We start from the raw sequence: 20,451 nt of genomic DNA, 5'->3' as shown, positions 1-20,451 counted from the left end.
ACGAAATTCGTGCCAAAGCATCTACTGTATCCATTTTTTTAACGCATAGTAATTTGGGAATTTTTGAAGGGACTCCTGGCACTCTTCACAAATACACTGCACAGTGTAGTCGCCCTCTGCTCCATTTTTAATGTATATATGTTGATCTTCTTGTGTAAGCTCATGTTTTTGTAGAAACTGGTCATCTATGTGATCGAATGGCAACTGCCCAATTTCTGTTTCACAATGGCGACATTTATAACGAATTGGCATAGCCATAAAACCTCCTTTTTAGGAAGTATAGGCTTTTTCTTTACTTTTTATGCACCATTGTATGTATTCATTACATCTAGAAATTTTTTCGTTACCCAATCTTCACATGCATTTGCACTATTCTTTACAGCATGTATCATTTCTATTTTTTCATCTTCACTAAAATTTGATAACACATAGTCCGGAACTTTCATACCATTTTTAGGACGGTCTACACCAATTCGAATGCGGTTGAATTCCTGTGAGCCTAAGTGTTGGATAATTGACTTAATACCATTGTGTCCACCAGCACTACCTTTTTGTCGAAGTCGTAATTTCCCTACCTGTAAGTCTAAATCATCATAAATAACAACTATTTCATCATCATTTACTTCATAGTAATCCATCATCGGTACAACACATTCCCCAGATAGATTCATATATGTTAATGGTTTTAAAAGCATAATTTTTTCAGTACCAACATGCCCAATACCGTACATCCCATTAAATTTAGACTGTGTAAGTGGTATATCTAATCTCTTAGAAAGTTCATCGATTACATGGAAACCAATATTGTGACGCGTAGCCTCATATTGTTTCCCTGGATTTCCAAGACCAACGATAATTTTCATTCGTTCCATTCCCTTATTACAAGTTTTAATTAATTTTACCATATATAAAACAAAAGAGGTTGCCTAAAGACAACCTCTTTTGTTTTATTATTCTTCTGTTGTTGTTGGTGTTTCTGGCTCTTCCTCAGTATCCTCTGTTTCCTCTTCTACTCGAGGTGCCGATACTGTAACCAATGTATAGTCATCTTCGTTTGTAATTGGATAATCCACTTTTTCTCTAATATCTGCTACGGTCAATGTATCTCCGATAGCCATTCCAGATACATCTATATCAATACTATCTGGAATATCTGAAGGTTTCACTGTAACTGTAAGTTCGCGATTTGGCTGTTGAAGCATACCACCTTCAGAAACACCAACGGAAGTTCCAGTAACATTAACTGCAACATTTACTTCTAACTCTTCTTTCATGTTGATCGCTAAAAAGTCGGCATGTATCATTTGCCCTTTTAGAATATTCGTCTGATAGTCACTCAATACAACGTTTACTGATTTACCATCAATGTCTAATTTCATGACACCATTACGACCAACTTCACGAAGTGTTTTTGTAAAGTCCTTTTCACTAACAGCGATAGACTGAGATTCCACTTCATAACCGTATACTATTGCAGGTATAAACCCACTATTTCGAAGTTTTGCATTTTCTTTTTTATCTCGTTTTTGTGTTTTCACTACTGTACTCATAATATTCTTCATCCTCCTGAATTGCGTTCTATAAATATAAATACCCATCTTCAGGAAAGTTCAAACATTTTAGAAATTAATCAAACAATGTACTAACTGACTTTTGTTCGAAAACACGTACAATTGCATCGCCCAGTAATTTAGCAACTGACAATTCTTTAATCTTCGGTGACATTTTATCATCCGATAATTGGATTGAGTTTGTAATAACTAGTTCTTTAATAACTGAGTTATCTATACGTTCAATAGCAGGACCTGATAATACTGGATGCGTACAGCAAGCATAAACTTCTTTCGCTCCACTTTCCATCAATGCTGCTGCTGCAATAGAGATAGTTCCAGCTGTATCAATAATATCGTCTATTAGAATGGCCGTTTTCCCTTCAACATTACCTACGATATTCATAACCTCTGCCACATTCGGACGAGGACGACGTTTATCAATAATAGCAATTGGTGCTTTAAGGCGATCTGCCATCTTACGAGCACGAGTAACACCACCGTGATCAGGAGACACGATTACCAATTCTGCCGGGTCAAAGTTTTTACCTAGGAAGTAGTCAGATAAAATTGGTGCTGCAACTAGATGATCAATTGGAATATTAAAGAATCCTTGGATTTGTGGAGCATGTAAATCAAGTACAATTGCACGAGTTGCACCTGCAGTTGTTAATAGATCTGCTACAAGTTTAGCAGTGATTGGTTCACGAGCACGTGCTTTTCTGTCTTGACGTGCATATCCGTAATATGGAATCACTACACTAATTGTACGAGCTGAAGCACGTTTTAGAGCATCAAGCATTATTAATAGTTCCATAATATGTTCGTTTACAGGACCTGAAGTTGACTGAACAATGAATACATCGCATCCACGAATACTTTCTTCGATATTGATTTGTACTTCACCATCACTAAATCTAGTAACTGTACTTTTACCTAGAGGTACTCCTACTTCTTTTGCGATTTCTTCCGCTAATTCCCTATTGGAATTTAGTGTGAATATTTTCAACTTCGAATTTGCATATTGTTCTGGCATGATTGTCCTCCTGGATAATGGGTTATTTTATGTTTAGTTTGTTCACATAGCCATCTTTGTTCTCTTGTCGTGCTCTTCCAATTGCAAGTGCTTCACCAGGTACATCCTTTGTAATAGTGGAACCCGCTGCAACATAAGCTTTTTTTCCAATAGTCACTGGTGCTATTAAGTTTGAATTACATCCAACAAATGCATCATCTTCAATTGTTGTGGTAAATTTATTTTTTCCATCATAATTCACTGTAATTGTTCCACAACCCACATTAACATTAGTTCCAATTGAAGCGTCACCCATATAACTTAAATGAGAGATTTTACTTCCATTGCCAACTGTTGACTTTTTCACTTCAACAAAGTTACCAATCTTCACGTCATTGCCGACATCTGATTGCGGTCGAATATGAGCAAACGGACCGATAGAGGTATGGTCCCCAACTTCGCTGGATAGTACTACTGACGAATGTATTATCGTTTCATCACCTATAGTACTTGATACTATATGGCTATTCGGACCAACCGTACAGTTCATACCAATGGTTGTTTTACCTTCAATGATAACTCCAGGTTGAATGACAGTGTCTGCTCCAATTATAGCTTCACTGCTGATATATGTATTTCTAGGATCGATGATTGTAACCCCTTCACGCATATGGTGTTGGGCAATACGTAAACGCATAGTCTCTTCTGCTTGAGATAATGCGATGCGATCATTCACGCCTAATATTTCTTCAAATTCATCTGCCGCATACGCTGAGATAATTTCGTTTTCTTTTTGTAAGATTTCTATGACATCCGGCAAATAGTATTCGCCTTGAGAATTATTATTATTAACTAGCTTTAATGATTTAAATAGTGCTTCATTGTCAAAACAATATGTTCCCGAGTTAATCTCACGTACAAGTTGTTCCTCTGCTGTAGCATCTTTTTGCTCTACAATACTTTGAACATTCCCATCTACAGAACGAATAACTCTACCGTAACCTGTGGGATTTTCTGCAATAGCTGTTAAAATTGTTGCTTTTGCTCCTGTAGATTTATGATGCTCCAACAAATCACTCATTGTTTTTGCTGTAATTAGTGGCGTATCACCACAAATAACAATAGTTGTTCCAGATAAGTTCTTTAACACTTCTTCTGCCTGTAAGACTGCATGAGCAGTTCCTAACTGTTCTTCTTGTAAAGCATATTCACTTCTTTCGCCTAATCGACGTTGTACTTCCTCTGCTCCGTGCCCTACGATTGTGACGATTTTTTTTACACCAAGTAGTTCCATGTTTGTTACTACATGTTCTACCATTGGCTTCCCACATACAGGATGTAATACTTTATATAAACTAGACTTCATACGTGTACCTTTACCAGCTGCTAATACAACCGCATAAGTATTTGTCATTTTTAAGTTCCCTCCAGTGGGCTAATTTACTCTTTTGACTATAGCCGAAATGAAGCAAGATTTCAAGGAAATATCTCTTGACAAATACATGACAAAACAAGTAATATATTTGAATTTCTTAAATAATCGACTAATCTATACTAGTTTTGCTAATCTTTGAGAAATCGACATAAAAAAACCATCTCTCAGAGAAATGGTTTTATTTGCCCTTATACAGTTGGCTCTCCAACTTTTTCTTCTACTTCATTACTTAAATGATAGGCATAAAGAATAGCATCTTGAATTTTTGTACGTGTTCCTACGTTAATAGGGTGAGCAATATCTCTAAACTCACCTTCTGTTGTCCTTTTACTTGGCATTGCTACAAACAAACCATTATTTCCATCTATTACACGAATATCATGGACAACGAACTCATTGTCCAGTGTAATGGAAGCGATAGCCCTCATACGACCATCAGTAGTCACTTTTCGTAATCTTACGTCTGTTACTTCCATTCTCTCACCACCCTTTTTCAAAGTTGCAAATATCTCTTTCATTTGTTATTCCACAAAAACTTCTGAATTCCTTCTTTTTACAAGAAATATTTTAAATATTTTAAATTGTTAATTCTAAAACGATACAAATGGAGATTATAATCAAACCAGTAAGAAAAATCCAGAAGTAAAAAAGCGTTAAGCAAAGACTCCGCAGCAAATCGAAGAGACTTAGGCACCTCTCAAGAAAAGAATCCACCTGAACGGAATAACAGTCAGTCATCTAATTGTTCATTCTTACAAGTCCCTTAAAACGAAAGACACCTGCTCCTATAGAGAGAAACCAGTTTATCGACTTTTCGAGGTACTTTAGACAACCATTTGGATATAGAATTTAGGGATGCTAGTTGGATGCGACTGTCGTCACAACCAACTAGCATCCCTTTTTCAGTAATATTATGGTGTTTTCCTATATCAAAAAAGGCGTTTCCGAGGAAACACCTTTCATCTACTTTTATACTACTGCAATTACTTCTATTTCTACCTTTACGTCTTTTGGTAGTCTCGCAACTTCTACCGCAGAACGTGCAGGCTTGTGACCGTTAAAATGCTTCTCATAAGCTTCGTTAAATTCCGCAAAATCATTCATATCTTTTAAAAAGACAAGCGTCTTTACTACTTGAGACAAGGAAGAGCCTGCTTCTGTTAAAACTGCCTCTAAATTAGCAAATACTTGAGCTGTTTGCTCTGTAATAGAGCCCTCTACCACTTCTCCTGCAGATGTTAACGGAATTTGACCTGAACTGTAAAACATTCCATTCACAACCATCCCTTGTACATATGGACCGATCGCTGCAGGTGCATTAGTTGTTGATACTGCTTTCATTTAATTTGCCACCTTTCTCAAAGTAATTTCCTTGTGTTAAAGCAATTGTTCCATCTTTTTCATTTACCTCGTGAAGCTTTACTAGAGATAAATAATCATCGACTAATTGTTCCCCTTGATGCTCTGCCTCTACTAGTACAGCTATACCAGCTAACTCACAATTGAATTCTTCTAGCAAGCTCTTCATGCCATTAATCGTTCCTCCGACTTTCATGAAGTCATCCGTGATTAAGACACGTCGCCCTTTTTCCATACTTCTTTTAGAAAGAACCATTGTTTGAATACGTCGTGCTGACCCAGATACATAATTAATACTTACCGTTGGACCCTCTGTTACTTTACTATCTCTTCGTACAATGACTACAGGTACATTTAAATGTCTTGCTATAGCATGTGCAATTGGAATACCTTTAGTAGCTACCGTCATGATGGCATCAATTTTCGAATTCGCAAATGCAGATGCGAATACTTTACCGATCTTATTCATAAGTGACGGGTTTCCTAACAGGTCCGTCATATACAAATAACCACCCGGTAACAACCGATCCACTTTAGAAAGTTGTGTCATCAAATCTTCTGCTATTTCTAGCACATCTTCTTCTGCTACTGTTGGGATAAACTTGACTCCACCTGCCGCTCCAGGAACAGTCACAAGCAAGCCTCTACCTCTCGCTTCAAATGTTTCTTTTACAATGGTTAAATCTTCACTTATAGAAGACTTAGCAGATTGATATAAATTAGCAAAGAATGTCAAAGGGATTAATTTATGTGGATGCTCCATAAGATATTGAGTCATATCTACAAGCCGTTCACTTCTTTTCCATTTCATACTATCACCTCCAAAGACGAATGTTTTATAGAAAACTTAACACAAACATCCGGTTTTAAGCAAGTGGTTCACGATCTCCCATTAATCGAACTGCATATACTTCATCGCAAAATCCGCGAAGACCATTATATATCCTCTGGACTCTTGTCTCATGATCAACTATTCCAAATACAGTTGGACCACTTCCACTCATTAATACAGCGTCCGCTCCAAATCTTTTCATTTGCTCTTTTAAAACAGCAACCTCTGGATATAGCTTGAGTGTTACATCCTCCAATACGTTTCCGACGGAAGCGCACATTAGATCAAAGTCTTTTTGATGAATAGATTCTATCATTTTAGTAGTATTCGGATGTTTTATTTCATTTACTTTTAAATTACCGTAAATATCTGCAGTAGATACCCCTAGCGTCGGCTTAGCAAGAATGATCCAGCAATTAGCAGGCGAAGGAAGTTCTTGTATTCGCTCTCCTCTTCCGGTAGCTAAAGCAGTACCTCCAAACACACAAAACGGCACATCTGAACCTATTTTGGTGCCAATTTGAGCAAGCTCGTCCAGGGAAAGACCTAATTCCCAAATAATATTGAGCCCTTTTAAAGTGGCAGCTGCATCACTACTACCACCCGCTAGACCAGCAGCTACAGGTATATTCTTTTCGATTGTTATAGAAACTCCCTTTTTCACTCGATAGGTTTCTTTTAGAATCTTTGCAGCTTGATATGCTAGATTCCGATGATCGTTTGGAACAAAGCGATCTACTGATAATATATGTATTGCTCCATCTTCTCTTACCTCTAGTCCTATACGGTCTGCTAAATCCACAGTAGTCATTATCATTTCAACTTCATGGTAACCATCTGGACGCTTATGTAATACATCTAATGTTAAGTTTATTTTAGCAGGTGCTTTTACGTAATACATTCCATCTGCTCCTTCCCCCAAATATGTTGTCCCCTATTTTAACACAGTGTATAAGGAATACGGAAGTGAGATTAAGCTTCTCTTCTTTGATAGAACCTAGGGAAGGAGCAGAGAGGAAGTGAAGCTTATTTATAATCTATGAGATTACTTACTTCTTCTATCAATGTGGATTCCACAATAGACATTTAAAAGGGTAAGCACATTAGATTTAACCCTCTTAAATGTGCTTATACATTAAAAGAAAAGACGGATTGCTCCGCCTTTTCTTTTTGCTAGTTGCTCTTTAGTTTCTTCTCGTGCGCATTTTTACGTTAATTTCGGTAAATGATTATTTACTTTGGTGATCTTGCTTGCTGTTCGGCCATTTCAATTGCTCGTTTTACCATATTACCTGCATCACGTGATTTAATTCCTCCCCAGCCCTCGGTTTTGACTACATCATAAAATCCAAGATCTTTGGCTATCTCTTCTTTTAATTCTTTAGACATTATCCCTTTTCTAGACATAGGTGAATCCTCCTTTGGAACAACTAGCTTTTTTAGTATGTCCACAAATCAAAAGAAAACCCCTTTTCTATTTAATAAAATAGAAAAGGGGTTTTTAAAATTATAAAAAAATAAAAGTTCTAAATATCATTTTACAACTATTAAATTATTTGCTTCGTCAAAAATAGTGATTTCTACTGCTTCAGTCAAAACATCTGCATAACTATAAGATACACGTTCAAAAGAGTTTTCATCTTGATCTAAATCGATAACAAATACTGCATGATATGTCTCTCTAAGTACACCTGCACGCTCAATTGTTTTCTTACGTCCTCCGTTTGCTTTTAATTGCAAACGTTTGCCTAAATGATGATCTAATGACTTCTTAATATCAGCTAAAGTTTTTGTCATTTCGCATACACCTCACTAATACCTATCTTACCACCTATTTATATTTTTGTCAAACAAAATATTTTAACAATCATTATGCATACTTGTCAACGTTTTTATTTGTTTGAGGTACTCATTTTTTTATAAATATTACTTATTTTGTAACAAGTAGCATTAATGAAATTCTGCATATAGTTCATTGGATAATTTCCCGAACTCTTCAATGCTTAAAGTTTCTCCACGTCTCGTTGGATCCACCCCTACTTTTTCTAGCGCTTGGATGATTAAATCCTTCTTAGCTTTTCCATTAGGAAGGGATGATTGTAGATTGTTAATAATCGTTTTTCTTCGTTGAACAAAAGAACCACGAGAAACTTTAAATAAAAACTCTTCATCAATGACTTGAACCGGTGGCGCTTCACGTCGAGTAAGTTTTATAACCGCTGAGTCAACATTTGGTTGTGGCATAAACACTGCTTTTGGAACAATCATTGCGATTTCTGTTTGCATATAGTACTGAATAGCAATAGATAGTGATCCGTATGCTTTCGTTCCCGGAGATGCCGTGATTCGATCAGCTACTTCCTTTTGCATCATGACCACCAACCCACGGATAGGGAGACGATCCATTAACAGTTTCAATAATATTGGAGTTGTAACGTAGTAAGGTAAATTGGCAACCACCATAACGTCTTTGTAATCTTTAAGCTGTTCTTCAAAAATTTGTTTCACATCTACTTCTAAAATATCTGCATGAATAACATCTACGTTGTCATATGGAGATAAAGTATCTGCTAAAACTGGTAGCAGCCTTTGGTCGATTTCAAATGCAACCACTTTTCCTGCTGCTCTTGCTAGATGCTCGGTTAATGCTCCAATTCCAGGCCCAATTTCAATTGCTGCCGAATCCTTCGTAAGATCTGCATGACTGACAATATTACGTAATATATTTGGATCTATTAAAAAGTTTTGCCCTAAGCTTTTTTTGAATGAGAAACCATATTTCTTTAATATCTCTTGTGTCCGTATTGGTGTAGCTATATCTTTTTGCATATTTTATTTTTCCTCCATATTGAGTTGTGCTATCGCTTCTTCCACTTGCTGTTGGCTAATTTGAAAAATAGATAGTCGTTTCTGTAGCTGTTTTCCATTAGTGTAGCCTATTTTCAATAGTTCACCCAATCTTGTTCTTCTTTCCTTCGAATGGGGATGACCTATTAGTTGTCCGTCTATTAAAATAGACAACGGGATTTCTAAAAACGTTTCTGTGTCTGATTTTGGGGTATAAACATTAGAAAGAGCAGTACGAATATCTTCATCTTTCGCGTGTTCAATCCCTAAACCCTTGCCGTTTTTCGCAATCGTTTTTTCCTTGGATAAAAATGCATGTTTTACACCCGGAACCTGTTCTTCGATAATAGCACGAATACGTCTTCCTGGATAATCAGGATCAGTAAAGACAATGACGCCACGTTTATCTTGAGCATGACTTATTTTCATAAGCGTTTCTTTAGAAATGGCTGAACCATTCGTTTCAATAGTATCTGCCTCTACAGCACGTTTTATGGCAGTTGTATCATCTTTTCCTTCTACAACTATTATTTCTTTTATTTGCAACCGGTTTTCCTCTTTTCTTTCTTTTTGCTATAGCTATCATAACGCAAAAAAGCTCTCCCAATCAATGAAAGGGAAAGCTATAACGATTAGTTTAAAACTTTTACACGTACTTTTTTACGACCGAAGTCATATGCCTGTGATTTAGAAGCCATGAAAAGGTCAATCTTATTCCCTTTGATAGCTCCCCCAGTATCCCCAGCTACCGCATGACCATAGCCCTCTACCCATACTTTTGAACCCAGTGGAATAACACTAGGGTCTACGGCAATAACCTTCAAATTAGGATTAGTCTTCAAATTCATCCCTGTCGCAGTTACGCCAGAACATCCATTACAATAAGCAGTATATGCCGTCGCAGTTACATAAAACTCTTTCCCTCCAGATGGAGCTGCCGCTGAGTTTGTTCCACGCGAAACACTAGCAGTCATTACTTTCGTTCCAACTGCCACTACTTTTTTAGTGGGTTCTTTAATTATCTTCTCACTCATCATATTACGAGAAATCTCTTTACCATTTTCTTTCACTACTTCATAAGTCCGTGAAACCGTTCCATTTACACCTTGTTGTACTACTTTTTCTTTCCCTTTTAGTAGCGAGTCTTCTTTTTTCGTTTCTACAGCAAAGTTTGTTGCTTCCTCAACTACATCGGTGACCTTTTCTACTCGCACTACTTGTATTATAGAATTAGGAACTATTGATTCATCCATTTTCTGTTCTACTCGGTCGAATTCACTCAATTGAATGTTTTGTTGTTTTAAAAAGTCAGCGACCGTAGTCGAAGTGGACCGTACCTTCTTCTCTTCACCACCATCTAAAAGCGTTATTTCAAATGCTTTTTCAATAGCAATATTGTTATCAGGTCCAACCTCTGCATCTGCAGCAGGTGTTATTGCATCATGTTCAGTAACTGCAACATTAGCCTTCGCGAGTATTTCTGAAACTAAATCTTCAGTAGTTGTAAGAGTTTGAATTTCTCCGTCTACTGATATTTTTATCTGTCTTGCCTGCTCCCACTCAATCGATAAATTATTTTCAATTGAAGTGTTCACTGAGGGATGTAAAAAGTCTTCATTGGCTACTACTATTTTGTGATCCTTTAATAATTCACCAACTGTATTTGCATGCGTTAATATTTCTTGTTGTTTGCCATCAACTGTTAAAGCAACAGTTTTCTTTGTTCCTTCGAATAAAACGAAAGAAATCACTGCAAGAAACAATAGCAAAGATACTATACTTACTAAGGTTTGCTTGCTCCTCAATGAATTAAAGAACAGATTTTTCATGGGATTATGTAACATGAAAAACGCCTCCTTGTTCACTGAAGTGATTATATAGAGTCCCAAAGAGCTTGTCAACCGATTAGGTTAACTTGTTAATTAAAAGGTATAAATTATACACCTCTTAATTAACGCTTTTTTACTTTGCTAAATTAAAGAACCTTTCTGCATTTTTGGTGGTTGCTTCAGCGACCTCTTCAATTGAAATTCCTTTTAACCGCGCTATTTCCTCGGCAACAAGTGGTACAAGTGCGGGTTCATTTCTTTTTCCTCGATGTGGATGCGGAGCTAGATATGGTGCATCTGTTTCGATCAACAAATACTCCAGTGGAATTTCTGCTGCAACCTCTTTAGGTTTCTTTGCATTTTTAAACGTTACAGGCCCTCCAAGTGATATCATAAAATTCATATCTATACATTGCTTTGCTGTTTCAACACTTCCCCCAAAACAATGCATGATACCTCCTGTAAGATACGCTTCTTCTTCTTGTAAAATACGAATCACATCTTCTGTTGCGTCGCGATTATGAATAATAATTGGTAATTTTACTTTTTGAGCCAACCTTATTTGTTTCCGAAATACCTCTTGTTGAATATTTTTAGGAGATTTATCCCAATGATAATCCAGTCCCATTTCCCCTATGCCTACAACCTTTTCATGTGCCGCAAGTTCTTCAATCCATCTTAAATCTTCTTCTGTACAATCAATCGCATCGACAGGATGCCATCCAACTACAGCATAGATAAAAGAATATTCTTCCACTAACTTCATAGCTCTTTCAATTGTGATACGATCGAACCCAATAACGACCATTTTTTTTACATTAGCTTCCAAAGCACGATCAATCACTTCCTGTAAATCTTCTTCATACTGATCTGCATTTAAATGTACATGTGTATCGATAAACATATGAACTACTCCCTGCCTTTTATAGGTTAAATTACACTCTTTTTAATACTATTTTAGTAATACTTTCTTCAAATCTTCCTTTACTCTAATAAGGATTGCAGTAATATGCAATATTTTAAATAGTATTTCAAAATATTATATGAATAAAAATAGACCTGTCTAAAAATGACAGGTCTATTTAGAAATTTATTTCACTTGAGCGCCATTTTCAAGATTTTCATCTACTGTAGCTAAAGTCAGATAACCATTTTTTTCACCAGCAAGAATCATTCCTTGAGATAACTCTCCTCTTAACTTCACTGGTTTGAGATTTGCTACTACGATTACTTTTTTACCAATAACCTCATCCGGTTTAAAATGCTGTGCAATACCTGAAATTACTTGACGCTTTTCATACCCCATATCTAATTGCAACTTTAATAATTTATCAGCTTTAGGCACTGCTTCACAAGATAATACTGTTGCAACGCGTAAGTCTACTTTAAAAAAGTCATCAATTGTTATTTCTTCTACCTGAGGTTCCTCTTCTTTTTCTTCTTCCTGAGGAGTTTGAACCGAACCTAGCATTTGTTCACGAATATAAGCTACTTCAACTTCAACATCTAGTCTCGGGAAAATAGGAACCCCTGTTTTTATAACTGTTATACCGTCATTAATAACATTAAATGATCCTAAATTGTCCCATTTTAAATAATCCTCAGTAAAACCAAGTTGTTCTGCAATTTGTTTTGGACTATTGGTCATAAATGGTTGAGCTAGTGTTGCAATTTGACGAAGACTTTCTGCCAAATGAGTCATAACAGATGCTAATTGTCCTCGAGTAGTTTCATCTTTCGCAAGTACCCAAGGTTGAGTTTCATCAATATACTTATTAGTGCGGGAAACTAAAGCCCATAAATCTCCAAGTACTAAGCTAAACTGCATATTCTCCATATTTTCCTGATATTTATCGATTGTGCTTTTGGCAAAGTTCTGGATAGTTGCATCAAACTCGGTTGTTTCACTTAGTGTTACTGGAATTTTACCATCAAAGTATTTATTGATCATCGAAACGGTTCTATTCAACAAATTTCCTAAGTCATTTGCAAGGTCAAAGTTTGTTCTCTCTACGAAAGACTCTGGAGAAAATACCCCATCTTGACCAAAAGGAAGTTCGCGCAATAGGAAATAGCGTGTTGCATCTAATCCATAACGTTCCACTAACACTTCTGGATAAACAACGTTTCCTTTGGATTTAGACATTTTACCGTCTTTCATCATGATAAATCCATGAGCAAAAATCTTTTTAGGTAGCGGTAAATCTAAAGCCATTAGGAATATTGGCCAATAGATTGTGTGGAAACGGACAATGTCTTTACCTACTACATGAACATCCGCAGGCCAGAACTTTTGGAATAAGGAATCATCATCTGATAGATAACCTAATGAAGTAATATAATTAGTTAAAGCATCTACCCACACATAGATTACATGTCTTGGATCGCTAGGCACTTTTATACCCCAATCGAAGGATGTTCTTGATACCGATAAATCTTCTAAACCTGGTTTAATGAAGTTATTGATCATTTCATTTTTTCTAGATTCTGGCTCTATAAAATCTACATTTTCCTCATAATACTTCAACAAACGGTCAGCATACTTTTTCATATTAAAGAAGTATGATTCTTCCTTTACTTTTTGAACTGGACGACCGCAATCTGGACAGTTTCCTTCTACTAACTGAGTCTCAGTGAAAAAGGATTCACAAGGTGTACAATACCATCCTTCATATTCTCCCTTGTAAATATCTCCATTATCCAAGAACTTCTGGAATATTTTCTCTACTACTTTTGTATGGCGTTCTTCCGTTGTTTGGATAAAATCATCATAGGAAATATCCATTAAAGCCCAAACCTTTTTTGCAGCCTCTGCAATTTCATTTACATAAATTTGAGGTTCTTTTCCCGCTTCTTGAGCTTTTTCTTGAATTTTTTGACCGTGCTCATCCATTCCGGTTAAGAAACGAACTTCATACCCTCTAAGTCTTTTATATCTTGCCATCGCATCGGAAGCAACGGTTGTATATGCGGTGCCAATATGAAATTTTCCACTCGGATAATAAATCGGCGTTGTTAAATAGAATGTTTTCTGTTGATCTTTCAATGTAAAGATGCCTCCAATGTTGATTCTCTTTATTCTTTATTCTATCTAAATGAAGAGTTTGTTTCAATCAATTCATTTATACAGTCTTGTCGAACGAAAATTATAAAATAATTAATTTCAAAAAAATAGATAATATATCAAAATAATTCCTATTTACATAATAAATAATCATTTTTTTAACAAAAAATTGACTTATTATCAAATTTATATCGTCGCTCTCTCTTTCGCTAAAGCATTAATTATTGACGGAAATGGGAGTACTTGGTATGATATATTACATAAAAGAGGTTTATGTCGAATCTTGGCGAAAAATATGCACTCTTGAGAGGAGAATAATTTTCATATGAAATCTACAGGTATTGTACGTAAGGTTGATGAATTAGGTCGTGTAGTTATTCCAATTGAATTACGTCGCACGCTTGGTATTGCTGAAAAAGACGCATTAGAGATTTACGTAGATGATGATAAAATCATTCTAAAAAAATATATGCCAAATATGACTTGTGCTGTAACTGGTGAAGTATCAGATGACAACCTACGTCTAGTTGGTGGAAAACTGATTTTAAGCCCAGAAGGTGCAGAATTACTAATTAAAGAGATTCAAAATAACATTAAGTAATTTTGAAATTCCAATAGTTACATATAATTTTTGTAAAAACCGCAAACTTAACTAAGTTTGCGGTTTTTTTATAATTAAATAGAATAAAGAGTAGATCCTATGATCTTATTCCTCCACAAAACTTCTTCTCAGAAGAACGTCGGGGCTCACCTAGGCGTACAATTTTCTATTCTACATGGTAGTTTTGATATACTTCTCGTTTAGACAGTCCTCTTTGAATCGCAACTTCTTTAATAGCTTCTTTTGAAGTACATTGTTTCTCTGCTATTAAGCGATCCACATGCTCTTCTAAGGTTAGTTCTGACCACCATTGTGCTTCATCACTTGTTTCTGAAACCTCTTCGTTCCCTTCTAAAACAATACAGAATTCTCCACGTATCTCTGCCTGCTCCACCCACTCAACAGCCTCGTCAATTGTACCTCTTAAAAACTCTTCAAACTTCTTTGTTAGCTCGCGTGCTAATACGATTTTGCGAGTTCCTTCCATTATAGATTGCATATCCCGTAATGATTCTTTTAAACGGTGTGGTGACTCATATAAAATCACGGATTCCTGTCTTTTTTGCAACTTTTCAATTTCTGCTTTTCTTTCTTTTTTATTGCGACTTAAAAAGCCATAAAAGAAAAAGGGCTGTGTCGAAAGTCCGGATGCTATAAGTGCACTTAATGCAGCGTTTGCACCCGGGATTGGTACAACCGCAAAACCTTCTTGAACTGCTTTAGCAACAATATCTGCTCCAGGATCAGAAATACAAGGAAGACCCGCATCACTAACCAATGCTATGCTTTTACCTTCTCTTAATAATTCTAATAATTTTTCTCCACCAACTTGTAAGTTATGATCATGATAACTTAACAGTGGTGTAGAAATTTCAAAGTAGTTACACAGTTTCTTAGTATTTCTTGTATCCTCTGCTGCAATAATATCTACTTCTTTTAATATGCGAATAGCCCTCATCGTCATATCTTCTAAGTTACCAATGGGTGTTGCAACTAAATACAAGCAGCTGCTCTGTTCATGTTCGGTCGATTTCTGAGATTTAATCATTTACTTGCCTCCATATATGTTATTTTTTGTTTTCTCGACAGCTGCTTAAATGCATATTCAGCTTGCATAGCCTCTTGCTTAGTTTCATACAATTCACTGTATATACAAGTGACTGGCCGTTTGGCTCGAGTATATTTCGCTCCCTTGCCTTCATTATGTACCTTCACTCTTTTCGCTAGGTCATTTGTATAACCGGCATAATAAGATCCATCTTTGCATTCCAAGACGTAAAAAGTATGCTGTTTTTCACTCTTTTCCATACAGCATCTCTTTAACTTCTTGCGTGTATTTGCCATCGTCTCCATACACGTATAGAGGCGCTAGTATTTTCAAATCAGGTTTTCCATCCTTTATACCTTCTATTAACAATGTATTAGCTTCTTTTCCTTCTTTTGGATAGACGAAGCGGATTCGCTTTGGTTCTAAACGATTCGCTCTCATTGCAGTTACGATATCTAAAAGTCTCCCGGGACGATGAACAAAAGCAGCTTTTCCACCTTGTTTTAATAATTCACTAGCTGATTGAACTGCTTCATCTAGAGTAAGGTGAATTTCATGTCGGGCAATTGCTAAATGCTCTTTTAAGTTTTTCTCACTTGCCTCATGAGCTGGAAAATAAGGTGGATTACAAGTAACAACATCAAACTTTTCTGAACCAAGCTCTCTCGCAATCCCTTTAACGTCAGCTTCCACAATAGTAATCTGGTTGGTCAGATTATTAAATTGAACACTTCTCGTAGCCATATCTGCTAATCTTTCTTGTAATTCCACTCCAATAATTTCTACATTTGTTCGCGCGCTTAAAAATAATGGAATTGCTCCATTTCCTGAACAAATATCAATGATTTTACCTCTTTTCATCGGTACATATGCAAACCTTGCTAGCAACACTGCATCTAAAGAAAAAGAGAAGACAGAAGGACTTTGAATAATACGTAAATCTTCTGCCAACAAATAATCTAGTCGTTCGTCATCCTTTAACCATTGTTCCATATTTATTACCCCCAAGCAAAACAAAAGACTGACACCCACTTATGGAGTGGCATCAGTCAATTGTTTAGATGTTCTGTTTGTTTAAAAATGAAAGACAAAATAGACAATCTTCTTCTTTACGAGAACTCCCAAAATGAACGTGACACACATGGTAGCCTTCTTGGTATAGTCGAGCTAGATTATCATGGCCCTCTCCTACATCAAGTTTATGCAATTTCTCGTCTCGTAATTTCTCAATCATTGCTTCTTTTTCATGTATTTCATCGAGTCGTTGTCTTAAATGATTATTCTCTTGTTGTAGCGCTTCACGTTCTTCAACCATTATCGCCACAAATTCTTTTAAAGCGCGAAATTGCAGCTGCGTGGACTCTAATTGTTTTTCAAAATCTATAATTGTATCAAAAAAATTGCGGTCCATCACACATTCACCTCATTGCCCCGACCATTGCACTTGATTTGTCGCATGGTTTGTAATTTCTTCTAACGTATAATCTAGAACACGTTGTGGATCAGGTAACTCTATACGTAAAACTCGCTCTAAAATATTCATACTTACTACTCGACCTAAGCCATCAGGAGTTTCAACTTTATCTCCAATATCCGGCATCTGTTCTCTAGCAGTTTCATATTCATCGTTCTCATACTTTAAGCAGCACATCAGACGTCCACATAATCCAGAAATCTTAGATGGATTAAGTGATAGGTTTTGATCTTTTGCCATTTTTATAGAAACCGGTTCGAAATCACCTAAAAATGTTGAACAGCAAAGCATTCGGCCACAAGGACCTATGCCACCTAACATTTTCGCTTCATCACGAACTCCAATTTGTCTAAGCTCAATACGAGTTCTAAATACGGATGCTAAATCTTTAACCAAATCTCGGAAGTCTACGCGACCTTCTGCGGTAAAATAAAAAATAATCTTATTTCGGTCGAATGTATACTCAACATCTATCAGCTTCATTTCTAGGTTTCTTTCGATAATCTTTTCCGTCCCTAGTGCAAGGGCTTGGGCTGACTCTAATCTATTTTCTTCTACTTGGATGCGATCTTTATCAGTAGAAGGCCTAACTACTTGTTTTAGAGGAAGCACAACGTCATGTTCCTCAACTTGCTTAATCGGAACTACAACTTTACCATACTCTACGCCTCTAGCTGTTTCGACGATTACATAATCATCTTTCACTAAAGCAAATTCTACTGGATCAAAATAATATATTTTACCCGCTTTTTTAAAACGGACTCCTACAACATTATACAAAAGTAAATCCCTCCTGCAGGTTAAGCATTAACTGCTCCATCATCAGTGTCCGGTTCATATTTTTATGCAAGTTTTGTTTTGCATGTAAAATCATTTCTAATTGCTTTGATAATTGCTCATACGTTGTTTGCAGAGCAATTTGTTTCCAATAAGAAATCATATCTGGAAAAGTACAATCTGCGATGGGACTTGCTTTTATAGCTACTATATCACGATATGCAAATAGTAGTAAATCTAACGCTTGTTCAGCCTGCTCTTTCTCTTTGAGCAAAGGTCCAAAATCTTCGTGAATACACATCAATGCATCCTGAACACTTCTTCCATTCGCTTCAACCAATTTTAACACTGATTTCCTTACAAGTCCAAACTGCTCATCTTTCGCCAAGTTAATTGCTTCTTCTACTTGATTCGTCATTTTAGAAACTGTAGATGCCATGGAGTCAGTGATTCCCTCTTGTATTAAGTTCTGTTTTAAGATAGCAGTTGGCATTGGAGATAAACTTAAATGCTGACATCTTGATCGAATAGTTGGAAGTAATGCATGCATTTTATCTGTTAATAGAATCGCCGTTATCTCGCTTTGAGGTTCCTCTAAAAACTTTAATAATGTGTTTGCAGCACTTGCATTTAGTTGATCTGCATGATGTATTACATATATTTTTCTTTGCTTTTCAATAGTTGTTTTACTTAGAGCATGAACCAGTTCATCTACTTGTCCCTTTTTTATAAACTGACCATCCGGTTCTAGTTGCATATAGTTAAGGTGATTGAAGGATTTTAATCTTTTACATGATCGACATGTTTCACATGGAACATTATTTACGGGACTTTCACAAAAAAGAAGCTGAACGAAAAATTGCATTACTTTCACTTTCCCAGTTCCTTTAGCCCCTTCTAGAATATAGGCATGTCCGATTCGGTTTTTAGAGACAATTGTTTGAATTTGTTTAACTACGGTAGGTTGTAATCTGTCTACATCCTCTATCGACCAGTTTTCCATAACTTTCACCTCTTTCTATAGAAAAGAAAAATTACTTATGTAAGAAACAACCTATTCTTCTGCAGCAATCTTCGTGTAAGCATATACTTTCTTGTGAAAAATCCCGCGTTTCGCAGTAAGCGAAAACACGGGAAACTTACGTGTATAAATTGATCAGTAATCCTTTTATCTCCCCAATTTTATCCAACAAATCTATTGAACTTTTTTCTTGGTTTAAGATTTCTTCTGCCAATTCCACTAATTTTTCGTCGATTGTTTCTACAAGTTTCAATTTTCTACCTTCACCGAAACGATTCCATGTATGGGACTGCTTTAACCCCATTCCAAAATCTACGGCTTCGTGTAAAAATTTTCGGATAAGCATTTTAAATTTGGCCATATCACGTAGGTTGCGGGAACGTGCGAGACGATCTCCAGCTGTGGAAATGTCTCCTAGTAGCCTTGTCATCGTATCTGTCTGCATGCGTTGTTCTTGTTTTATAACCATTTGGCCAAATTTTACTGACTGATTTCCATTCTGCATAGCGTCTTTTCGTATATTATCTATGCCGACACGCATATCTTGGTTAATCTTCACTGTTTACTACTCCTTCCTTCATTATTAAAAATGATGGAATTGTTCAATTGGGAGTACGAATACTGTAGCCCCTCCAACCTCAACCTCAACCGGGTATGGAATATACGAATCTGCATTTCCTCCCATTGGAGATACAGGCGCTACCATCTGCTCTCTAGCTCTACAATTATCTCTTATAAGCTCTAAAGCTGAAGCAACTAGAGAATCATCGGTACCGATTAGAAATGTAGTATTCCCAGATCTTAAGAAACCACCTGTACTTGCCAGTTTTGTTGCTCTAAACTTTGCCTTTGTTAATGCATTAGACAACCTATTACTATCCTGATCTTGAACTACCGCTACTATCAATTTCATCGATACTCACCCCTATTAATATTTTTTCTTTATTATACCACGAATTATCTAATTATTTCTAACTCGCGTTTGATGATTACATATGTTTCGTCTAAAACGTTCTCAATTGTTTGAGAGGCATCGATTACTTGTATACGTTCCGGGTATTTTTCAACTAATGACAAATAACCTGCTCGTACTTTTTGATGGAATGCTAAATTTTCTACATCTAATCGATTTTTTTCTCGTTCCTTATGAGCATTTATTCTAGCTAGTCCTACTGCTGGATCAATATCAAATAGCAATGTTTTTTCTGGCATTGTGTCTCCGATAGCAAACTTATTAATAGCCCATATCTCTTCTACGCCAATACCACGAGCAAACCCTTGATATGCCAAGGAACTATCAATAAATCGGTCACAAATCACAATTTTCCCAGCTGCTAACGCTGGAAGAACCTTCTCTACTAAATGTTGTCTCCTAGCCGCAGCATATAATAGTGCTTCTGTGCGGCTTTCCATCATTGTATGCTCATTATTCAAGATTATGTCCCGAATCTTTTCGGAAATCATAATACCACCAGGCTCCCGAGTCATTACTACCTCGTAGCCTTCATCTATTAGTCGTTCACCCAATAAATTCATAACAGTTGTTTTTCCTGCACCTTCTGGACCTTCACTTGTTATAAAATACCCTTTTTTTTGCAC

The 20,451-nt window shown here is 36.3% G+C and carries 26 protein-coding genes; 1 reads left to right on the top strand and 25 read right to left on the bottom strand.

Going from position 1 to position 20,451, the window contains the following annotated elements:
* Positions 1-21: 21 nt before the first annotated feature.
* The 16 genes from MHI47_RS00275 to metG all read right to left on the bottom strand — a co-directional run bounded on the left by MHI47_RS00275 (position 22) and on the right by metG (position 13,913).
* Complete coding sequence (locus MHI47_RS00275) at positions 22-252, bottom strand: anti-sigma-F factor Fin (RefSeq protein WP_093538670.1); 231 nt, start codon at positions 250-252, stop codon at positions 22-24.
* Between the two features lie 47 nt (positions 253-299).
* Positions 300-863, bottom strand: coding sequence for an aminoacyl-tRNA hydrolase (pth, locus tag MHI47_RS00270; protein WP_340828980.1), 564 nt, complete (start codon positions 861-863; stop codon positions 300-302).
* Between the two features lie 87 nt (positions 864-950).
* Positions 951-1,550, bottom strand: coding sequence for a 50S ribosomal protein L25/general stress protein Ctc (locus tag MHI47_RS00265; RefSeq protein WP_340828979.1), 600 nt, complete (start codon positions 1,548-1,550; stop codon positions 951-953).
* 76 nt (positions 1,551-1,626) lie between these two features.
* A complete protein-coding gene (locus MHI47_RS00260) occupies positions 1,627-2,586 on the bottom strand; it encodes a ribose-phosphate diphosphokinase (protein ID WP_093538639.1) in 960 nt (319 codons plus the stop codon).
* Between the two features lie 22 nt (positions 2,587-2,608).
* Entirely contained in the window at positions 2,609-3,979 is a 1,371-nt protein-coding gene (gene glmU / locus MHI47_RS00255) for a bifunctional UDP-N-acetylglucosamine diphosphorylase/glucosamine-1-phosphate N-acetyltransferase GlmU (RefSeq protein ID WP_340761073.1), read from the bottom strand.
* Between the two features lie 209 nt (positions 3,980-4,188).
* Complete coding sequence (gene spoVG, locus MHI47_RS00250) at positions 4,189-4,476, bottom strand: septation regulator SpoVG (protein ID WP_093538668.1); 288 nt, start codon at positions 4,474-4,476, stop codon at positions 4,189-4,191.
* Positions 4,477-4,969: 493 nt separating this feature from the next.
* Complete coding sequence (locus MHI47_RS00245; protein ID WP_093538637.1) at positions 4,970-5,341, bottom strand: RidA family protein; 372 nt, start codon at positions 5,339-5,341, stop codon at positions 4,970-4,972.
* A complete protein-coding gene (gene purR / locus MHI47_RS00240; protein WP_093538636.1) occupies positions 5,319-6,170 on the bottom strand; it encodes a pur operon repressor in 852 nt (283 codons plus the stop codon). Before purR ends, MHI47_RS00245 begins: the two co-directional genes overlap by 23 nt.
* A 55-nt stretch (positions 6,171-6,225) precedes the next feature.
* Complete coding sequence (gene ispE / locus MHI47_RS00235; protein WP_340831965.1) at positions 6,226-7,092, bottom strand: 4-(cytidine 5'-diphospho)-2-C-methyl-D-erythritol kinase; 867 nt, start codon at positions 7,090-7,092, stop codon at positions 6,226-6,228.
* 332 nt (positions 7,093-7,424) lie between these two features.
* Positions 7,425-7,598: a small, acid-soluble spore protein, alpha/beta type gene (locus MHI47_RS00230; RefSeq protein WP_093538635.1), complete on the bottom strand. Its 174-nt coding sequence runs from the start codon at positions 7,596-7,598 to the stop codon at positions 7,425-7,427.
* Between the two features lie 126 nt (positions 7,599-7,724).
* Positions 7,725-7,988 carry a biofilm formation stimulator Veg gene (gene veg / locus MHI47_RS00225; RefSeq protein WP_093538634.1) on the bottom strand — a complete coding sequence of 88 codons (264 nt, stop codon included), beginning with the start codon at positions 7,986-7,988 and terminating at the stop codon, positions 7,725-7,727.
* Positions 7,989-8,141: 153 nt separating this feature from the next.
* On the bottom strand, positions 8,142-9,020 hold the full coding sequence (gene rsmA, locus MHI47_RS00220) for a 16S rRNA (adenine(1518)-N(6)/adenine(1519)-N(6))-dimethyltransferase RsmA (protein WP_340767851.1): 879 nt from the start codon (positions 9,018-9,020) through the stop codon (positions 8,142-8,144).
* Positions 9,021-9,023: 3 nt separating this feature from the next.
* Positions 9,024-9,584 carry a ribonuclease M5 gene (gene rnmV, locus MHI47_RS00215; RefSeq protein ID WP_093538632.1) on the bottom strand — a complete coding sequence of 187 codons (561 nt, stop codon included), beginning with the start codon at positions 9,582-9,584 and terminating at the stop codon, positions 9,024-9,026.
* 86 nt (positions 9,585-9,670) lie between these two features.
* Positions 9,671-10,882, bottom strand: a complete 1,212-nt coding sequence (locus tag MHI47_RS00210; protein WP_093538631.1) for a G5 and 3D domain-containing protein — start codon at positions 10,880-10,882, stop codon at positions 9,671-9,673.
* A gap of 118 nt (positions 10,883-11,000) precedes the next feature.
* Entirely contained in the window at positions 11,001-11,771 is a 771-nt protein-coding gene (locus MHI47_RS00205) for a TatD family hydrolase (protein ID WP_340828977.1), read from the bottom strand.
* 186 nt (positions 11,772-11,957) lie between these two features.
* The gene (metG, locus tag MHI47_RS00200) at positions 11,958-13,913 is read right to left on the bottom strand and encodes a methionine--tRNA ligase (RefSeq protein WP_340828976.1); all 1,956 of its coding nucleotides are present in this window, start codon (positions 13,911-13,913) and stop codon (positions 11,958-11,960) included.
* A gap of 343 nt (positions 13,914-14,256) precedes the next feature.
* On the opposite strand from metG, the gene MHI47_RS00195 reads away from it, so the two are divergent.
* Complete coding sequence (locus MHI47_RS00195) at positions 14,257-14,532, top strand: AbrB/MazE/SpoVT family DNA-binding domain-containing protein (protein WP_093538628.1); 276 nt, start codon at positions 14,257-14,259, stop codon at positions 14,530-14,532.
* Between the two features lie 166 nt (positions 14,533-14,698).
* Here MHI47_RS00195 and rsmI read toward each other — a convergent pair whose 3' ends face one another.
* From rsmI to tmk, 9 genes are all read right to left on the bottom strand, one after another.
* Entirely contained in the window at positions 14,699-15,577 is an 879-nt protein-coding gene (rsmI, locus tag MHI47_RS00190; protein WP_340831963.1) for a 16S rRNA (cytidine(1402)-2'-O)-methyltransferase, read from the bottom strand.
* Positions 15,577-15,840, bottom strand: coding sequence for a GIY-YIG nuclease family protein (locus tag MHI47_RS00185; RefSeq protein WP_340828975.1), 264 nt, complete (start codon positions 15,838-15,840; stop codon positions 15,577-15,579). Before MHI47_RS00185 ends, rsmI begins: the two co-directional genes overlap by 1 nt.
* Complete coding sequence (locus MHI47_RS00180; RefSeq protein ID WP_093538626.1) at positions 15,827-16,573, bottom strand: tRNA1(Val) (adenine(37)-N6)-methyltransferase; 747 nt, start codon at positions 16,571-16,573, stop codon at positions 15,827-15,829. The genes MHI47_RS00185 and MHI47_RS00180 overlap by 14 nt, the downstream gene beginning before the upstream one ends.
* 64 nt (positions 16,574-16,637) lie before the next feature.
* Positions 16,638-16,991 carry a DNA replication initiation control protein YabA gene (gene yabA, locus MHI47_RS00175; protein ID WP_175496343.1) on the bottom strand — a complete coding sequence of 118 codons (354 nt, stop codon included), beginning with the start codon at positions 16,989-16,991 and terminating at the stop codon, positions 16,638-16,640.
* Positions 16,992-17,003: 12 nt separating this feature from the next.
* The gene (locus MHI47_RS00170; RefSeq protein WP_340828973.1) at positions 17,004-17,834 is read right to left on the bottom strand and encodes a PSP1 domain-containing protein; all 831 of its coding nucleotides are present in this window, start codon (positions 17,832-17,834) and stop codon (positions 17,004-17,006) included.
* Positions 17,827-18,834 carry a DNA polymerase III subunit delta' gene (holB, locus tag MHI47_RS00165; RefSeq protein ID WP_340828971.1) on the bottom strand — a complete coding sequence of 336 codons (1,008 nt, stop codon included), beginning with the start codon at positions 18,832-18,834 and terminating at the stop codon, positions 17,827-17,829. Before holB ends, MHI47_RS00170 begins: the two co-directional genes overlap by 8 nt.
* A gap of 136 nt (positions 18,835-18,970) precedes the next feature.
* On the bottom strand, positions 18,971-19,411 hold the full coding sequence (locus MHI47_RS00160) for a YaaR family protein (RefSeq protein ID WP_340761067.1): 441 nt from the start codon (positions 19,409-19,411) through the stop codon (positions 18,971-18,973).
* 24 nt (positions 19,412-19,435) lie between these two features.
* The gene (locus tag MHI47_RS00155; protein WP_093276576.1) at positions 19,436-19,765 is read right to left on the bottom strand and encodes a cyclic-di-AMP receptor; all 330 of its coding nucleotides are present in this window, start codon (positions 19,763-19,765) and stop codon (positions 19,436-19,438) included.
* 44 nt (positions 19,766-19,809) lie between these two features.
* Positions 19,810-20,451 carry a dTMP kinase gene (gene tmk / locus MHI47_RS00150; protein WP_093538621.1) on the bottom strand — a complete coding sequence of 214 codons (642 nt, stop codon included), beginning with the start codon at positions 20,449-20,451 and terminating at the stop codon, positions 19,810-19,812.

Source organism: Psychrobacillus sp. FSL H8-0487, assembly GCF_038008385.1.
GTDB lineage: Bacteria > Bacillota > Bacilli > Bacillales_A > Planococcaceae > Psychrobacillus > Psychrobacillus psychrotolerans.
This window is presented reverse-complemented; position numbering and strand designations above follow the sequence as displayed.

Coding starts and splice junctions, on each gene's coding strand:
- purR (WP_093538636.1), bottom strand. CDS start 6,170: ATGAAATGGAAAAGAAGTGAACGGCTTGTAGATATGACTCAATATCTT.
- rsmA (WP_340767851.1), bottom strand. CDS start 9,020: ATGCAAAAAGATATAGCTACACCAATACGGACACAAGAGATATTAAAG.
- pth (WP_340828980.1), bottom strand. CDS start 863: ATGAAAATTATCGTTGGTCTTGGAAATCCAGGGAAACAATATGAGGCT.
- MHI47_RS00195 (WP_093538628.1), top strand. CDS start 14,257: ATGAAATCTACAGGTATTGTACGTAAGGTTGATGAATTAGGTCGTGTA.
- MHI47_RS00180 (WP_093538626.1), bottom strand. CDS start 16,573: ATGGAACAATGGTTAAAGGATGACGAACGACTAGATTATTTGTTGGCA.
- MHI47_RS00155 (WP_093276576.1), bottom strand. CDS start 19,765: ATGAAATTGATAGTAGCGGTAGTTCAAGATCAGGATAGTAATAGGTTG.
- glmU (WP_340761073.1), bottom strand. CDS start 3,979: ATGACAAATACTTATGCGGTTGTATTAGCAGCTGGTAAAGGTACACGT.
- MHI47_RS00260 (WP_093538639.1), bottom strand. CDS start 2,586: ATGCCAGAACAATATGCAAATTCGAAGTTGAAAATATTCACACTAAAT.
- MHI47_RS00205 (WP_340828977.1), bottom strand. CDS start 11,771: ATGTTTATCGATACACATGTACATTTAAATGCAGATCAGTATGAAGAA.
- veg (WP_093538634.1), bottom strand. CDS start 7,988: ATGACAAAAACTTTAGCTGATATTAAGAAGTCATTAGATCATCATTTA.
- MHI47_RS00185 (WP_340828975.1), bottom strand. CDS start 15,840: ATGGAAAAGAGTGAAAAACAGCATACTTTTTACGTCTTGGAATGCAAA.
- MHI47_RS00210 (WP_093538631.1), bottom strand. CDS start 10,882: ATGTTACATAATCCCATGAAAAATCTGTTCTTTAATTCATTGAGGAGC.
- MHI47_RS00230 (WP_093538635.1), bottom strand. CDS start 7,598: ATGTCTAGAAAAGGGATAATGTCTAAAGAATTAAAAGAAGAGATAGCC.
- MHI47_RS00275 (WP_093538670.1), bottom strand. CDS start 252: ATGCCAATTCGTTATAAATGTCGCCATTGTGAAACAGAAATTGGGCAG.
- ispE (WP_340831965.1), bottom strand. CDS start 7,092: ATGTATTACGTAAAAGCACCTGCTAAAATAAACTTAACATTAGATGTA.
- holB (WP_340828971.1), bottom strand. CDS start 18,834: ATGGAAAACTGGTCGATAGAGGATGTAGACAGATTACAACCTACCGTA.
- MHI47_RS00265 (WP_340828979.1), bottom strand. CDS start 1,550: ATGAGTACAGTAGTGAAAACACAAAAACGAGATAAAAAAGAAAATGCA.
- yabA (WP_175496343.1), bottom strand. CDS start 16,991: ATGGACCGCAATTTTTTTGATACAATTATAGATTTTGAAAAACAATTA.
- spoVG (WP_093538668.1), bottom strand. CDS start 4,476: ATGGAAGTAACAGACGTAAGATTACGAAAAGTGACTACTGATGGTCGT.
- MHI47_RS00245 (WP_093538637.1), bottom strand. CDS start 5,341: ATGAAAGCAGTATCAACAACTAATGCACCTGCAGCGATCGGTCCATAT.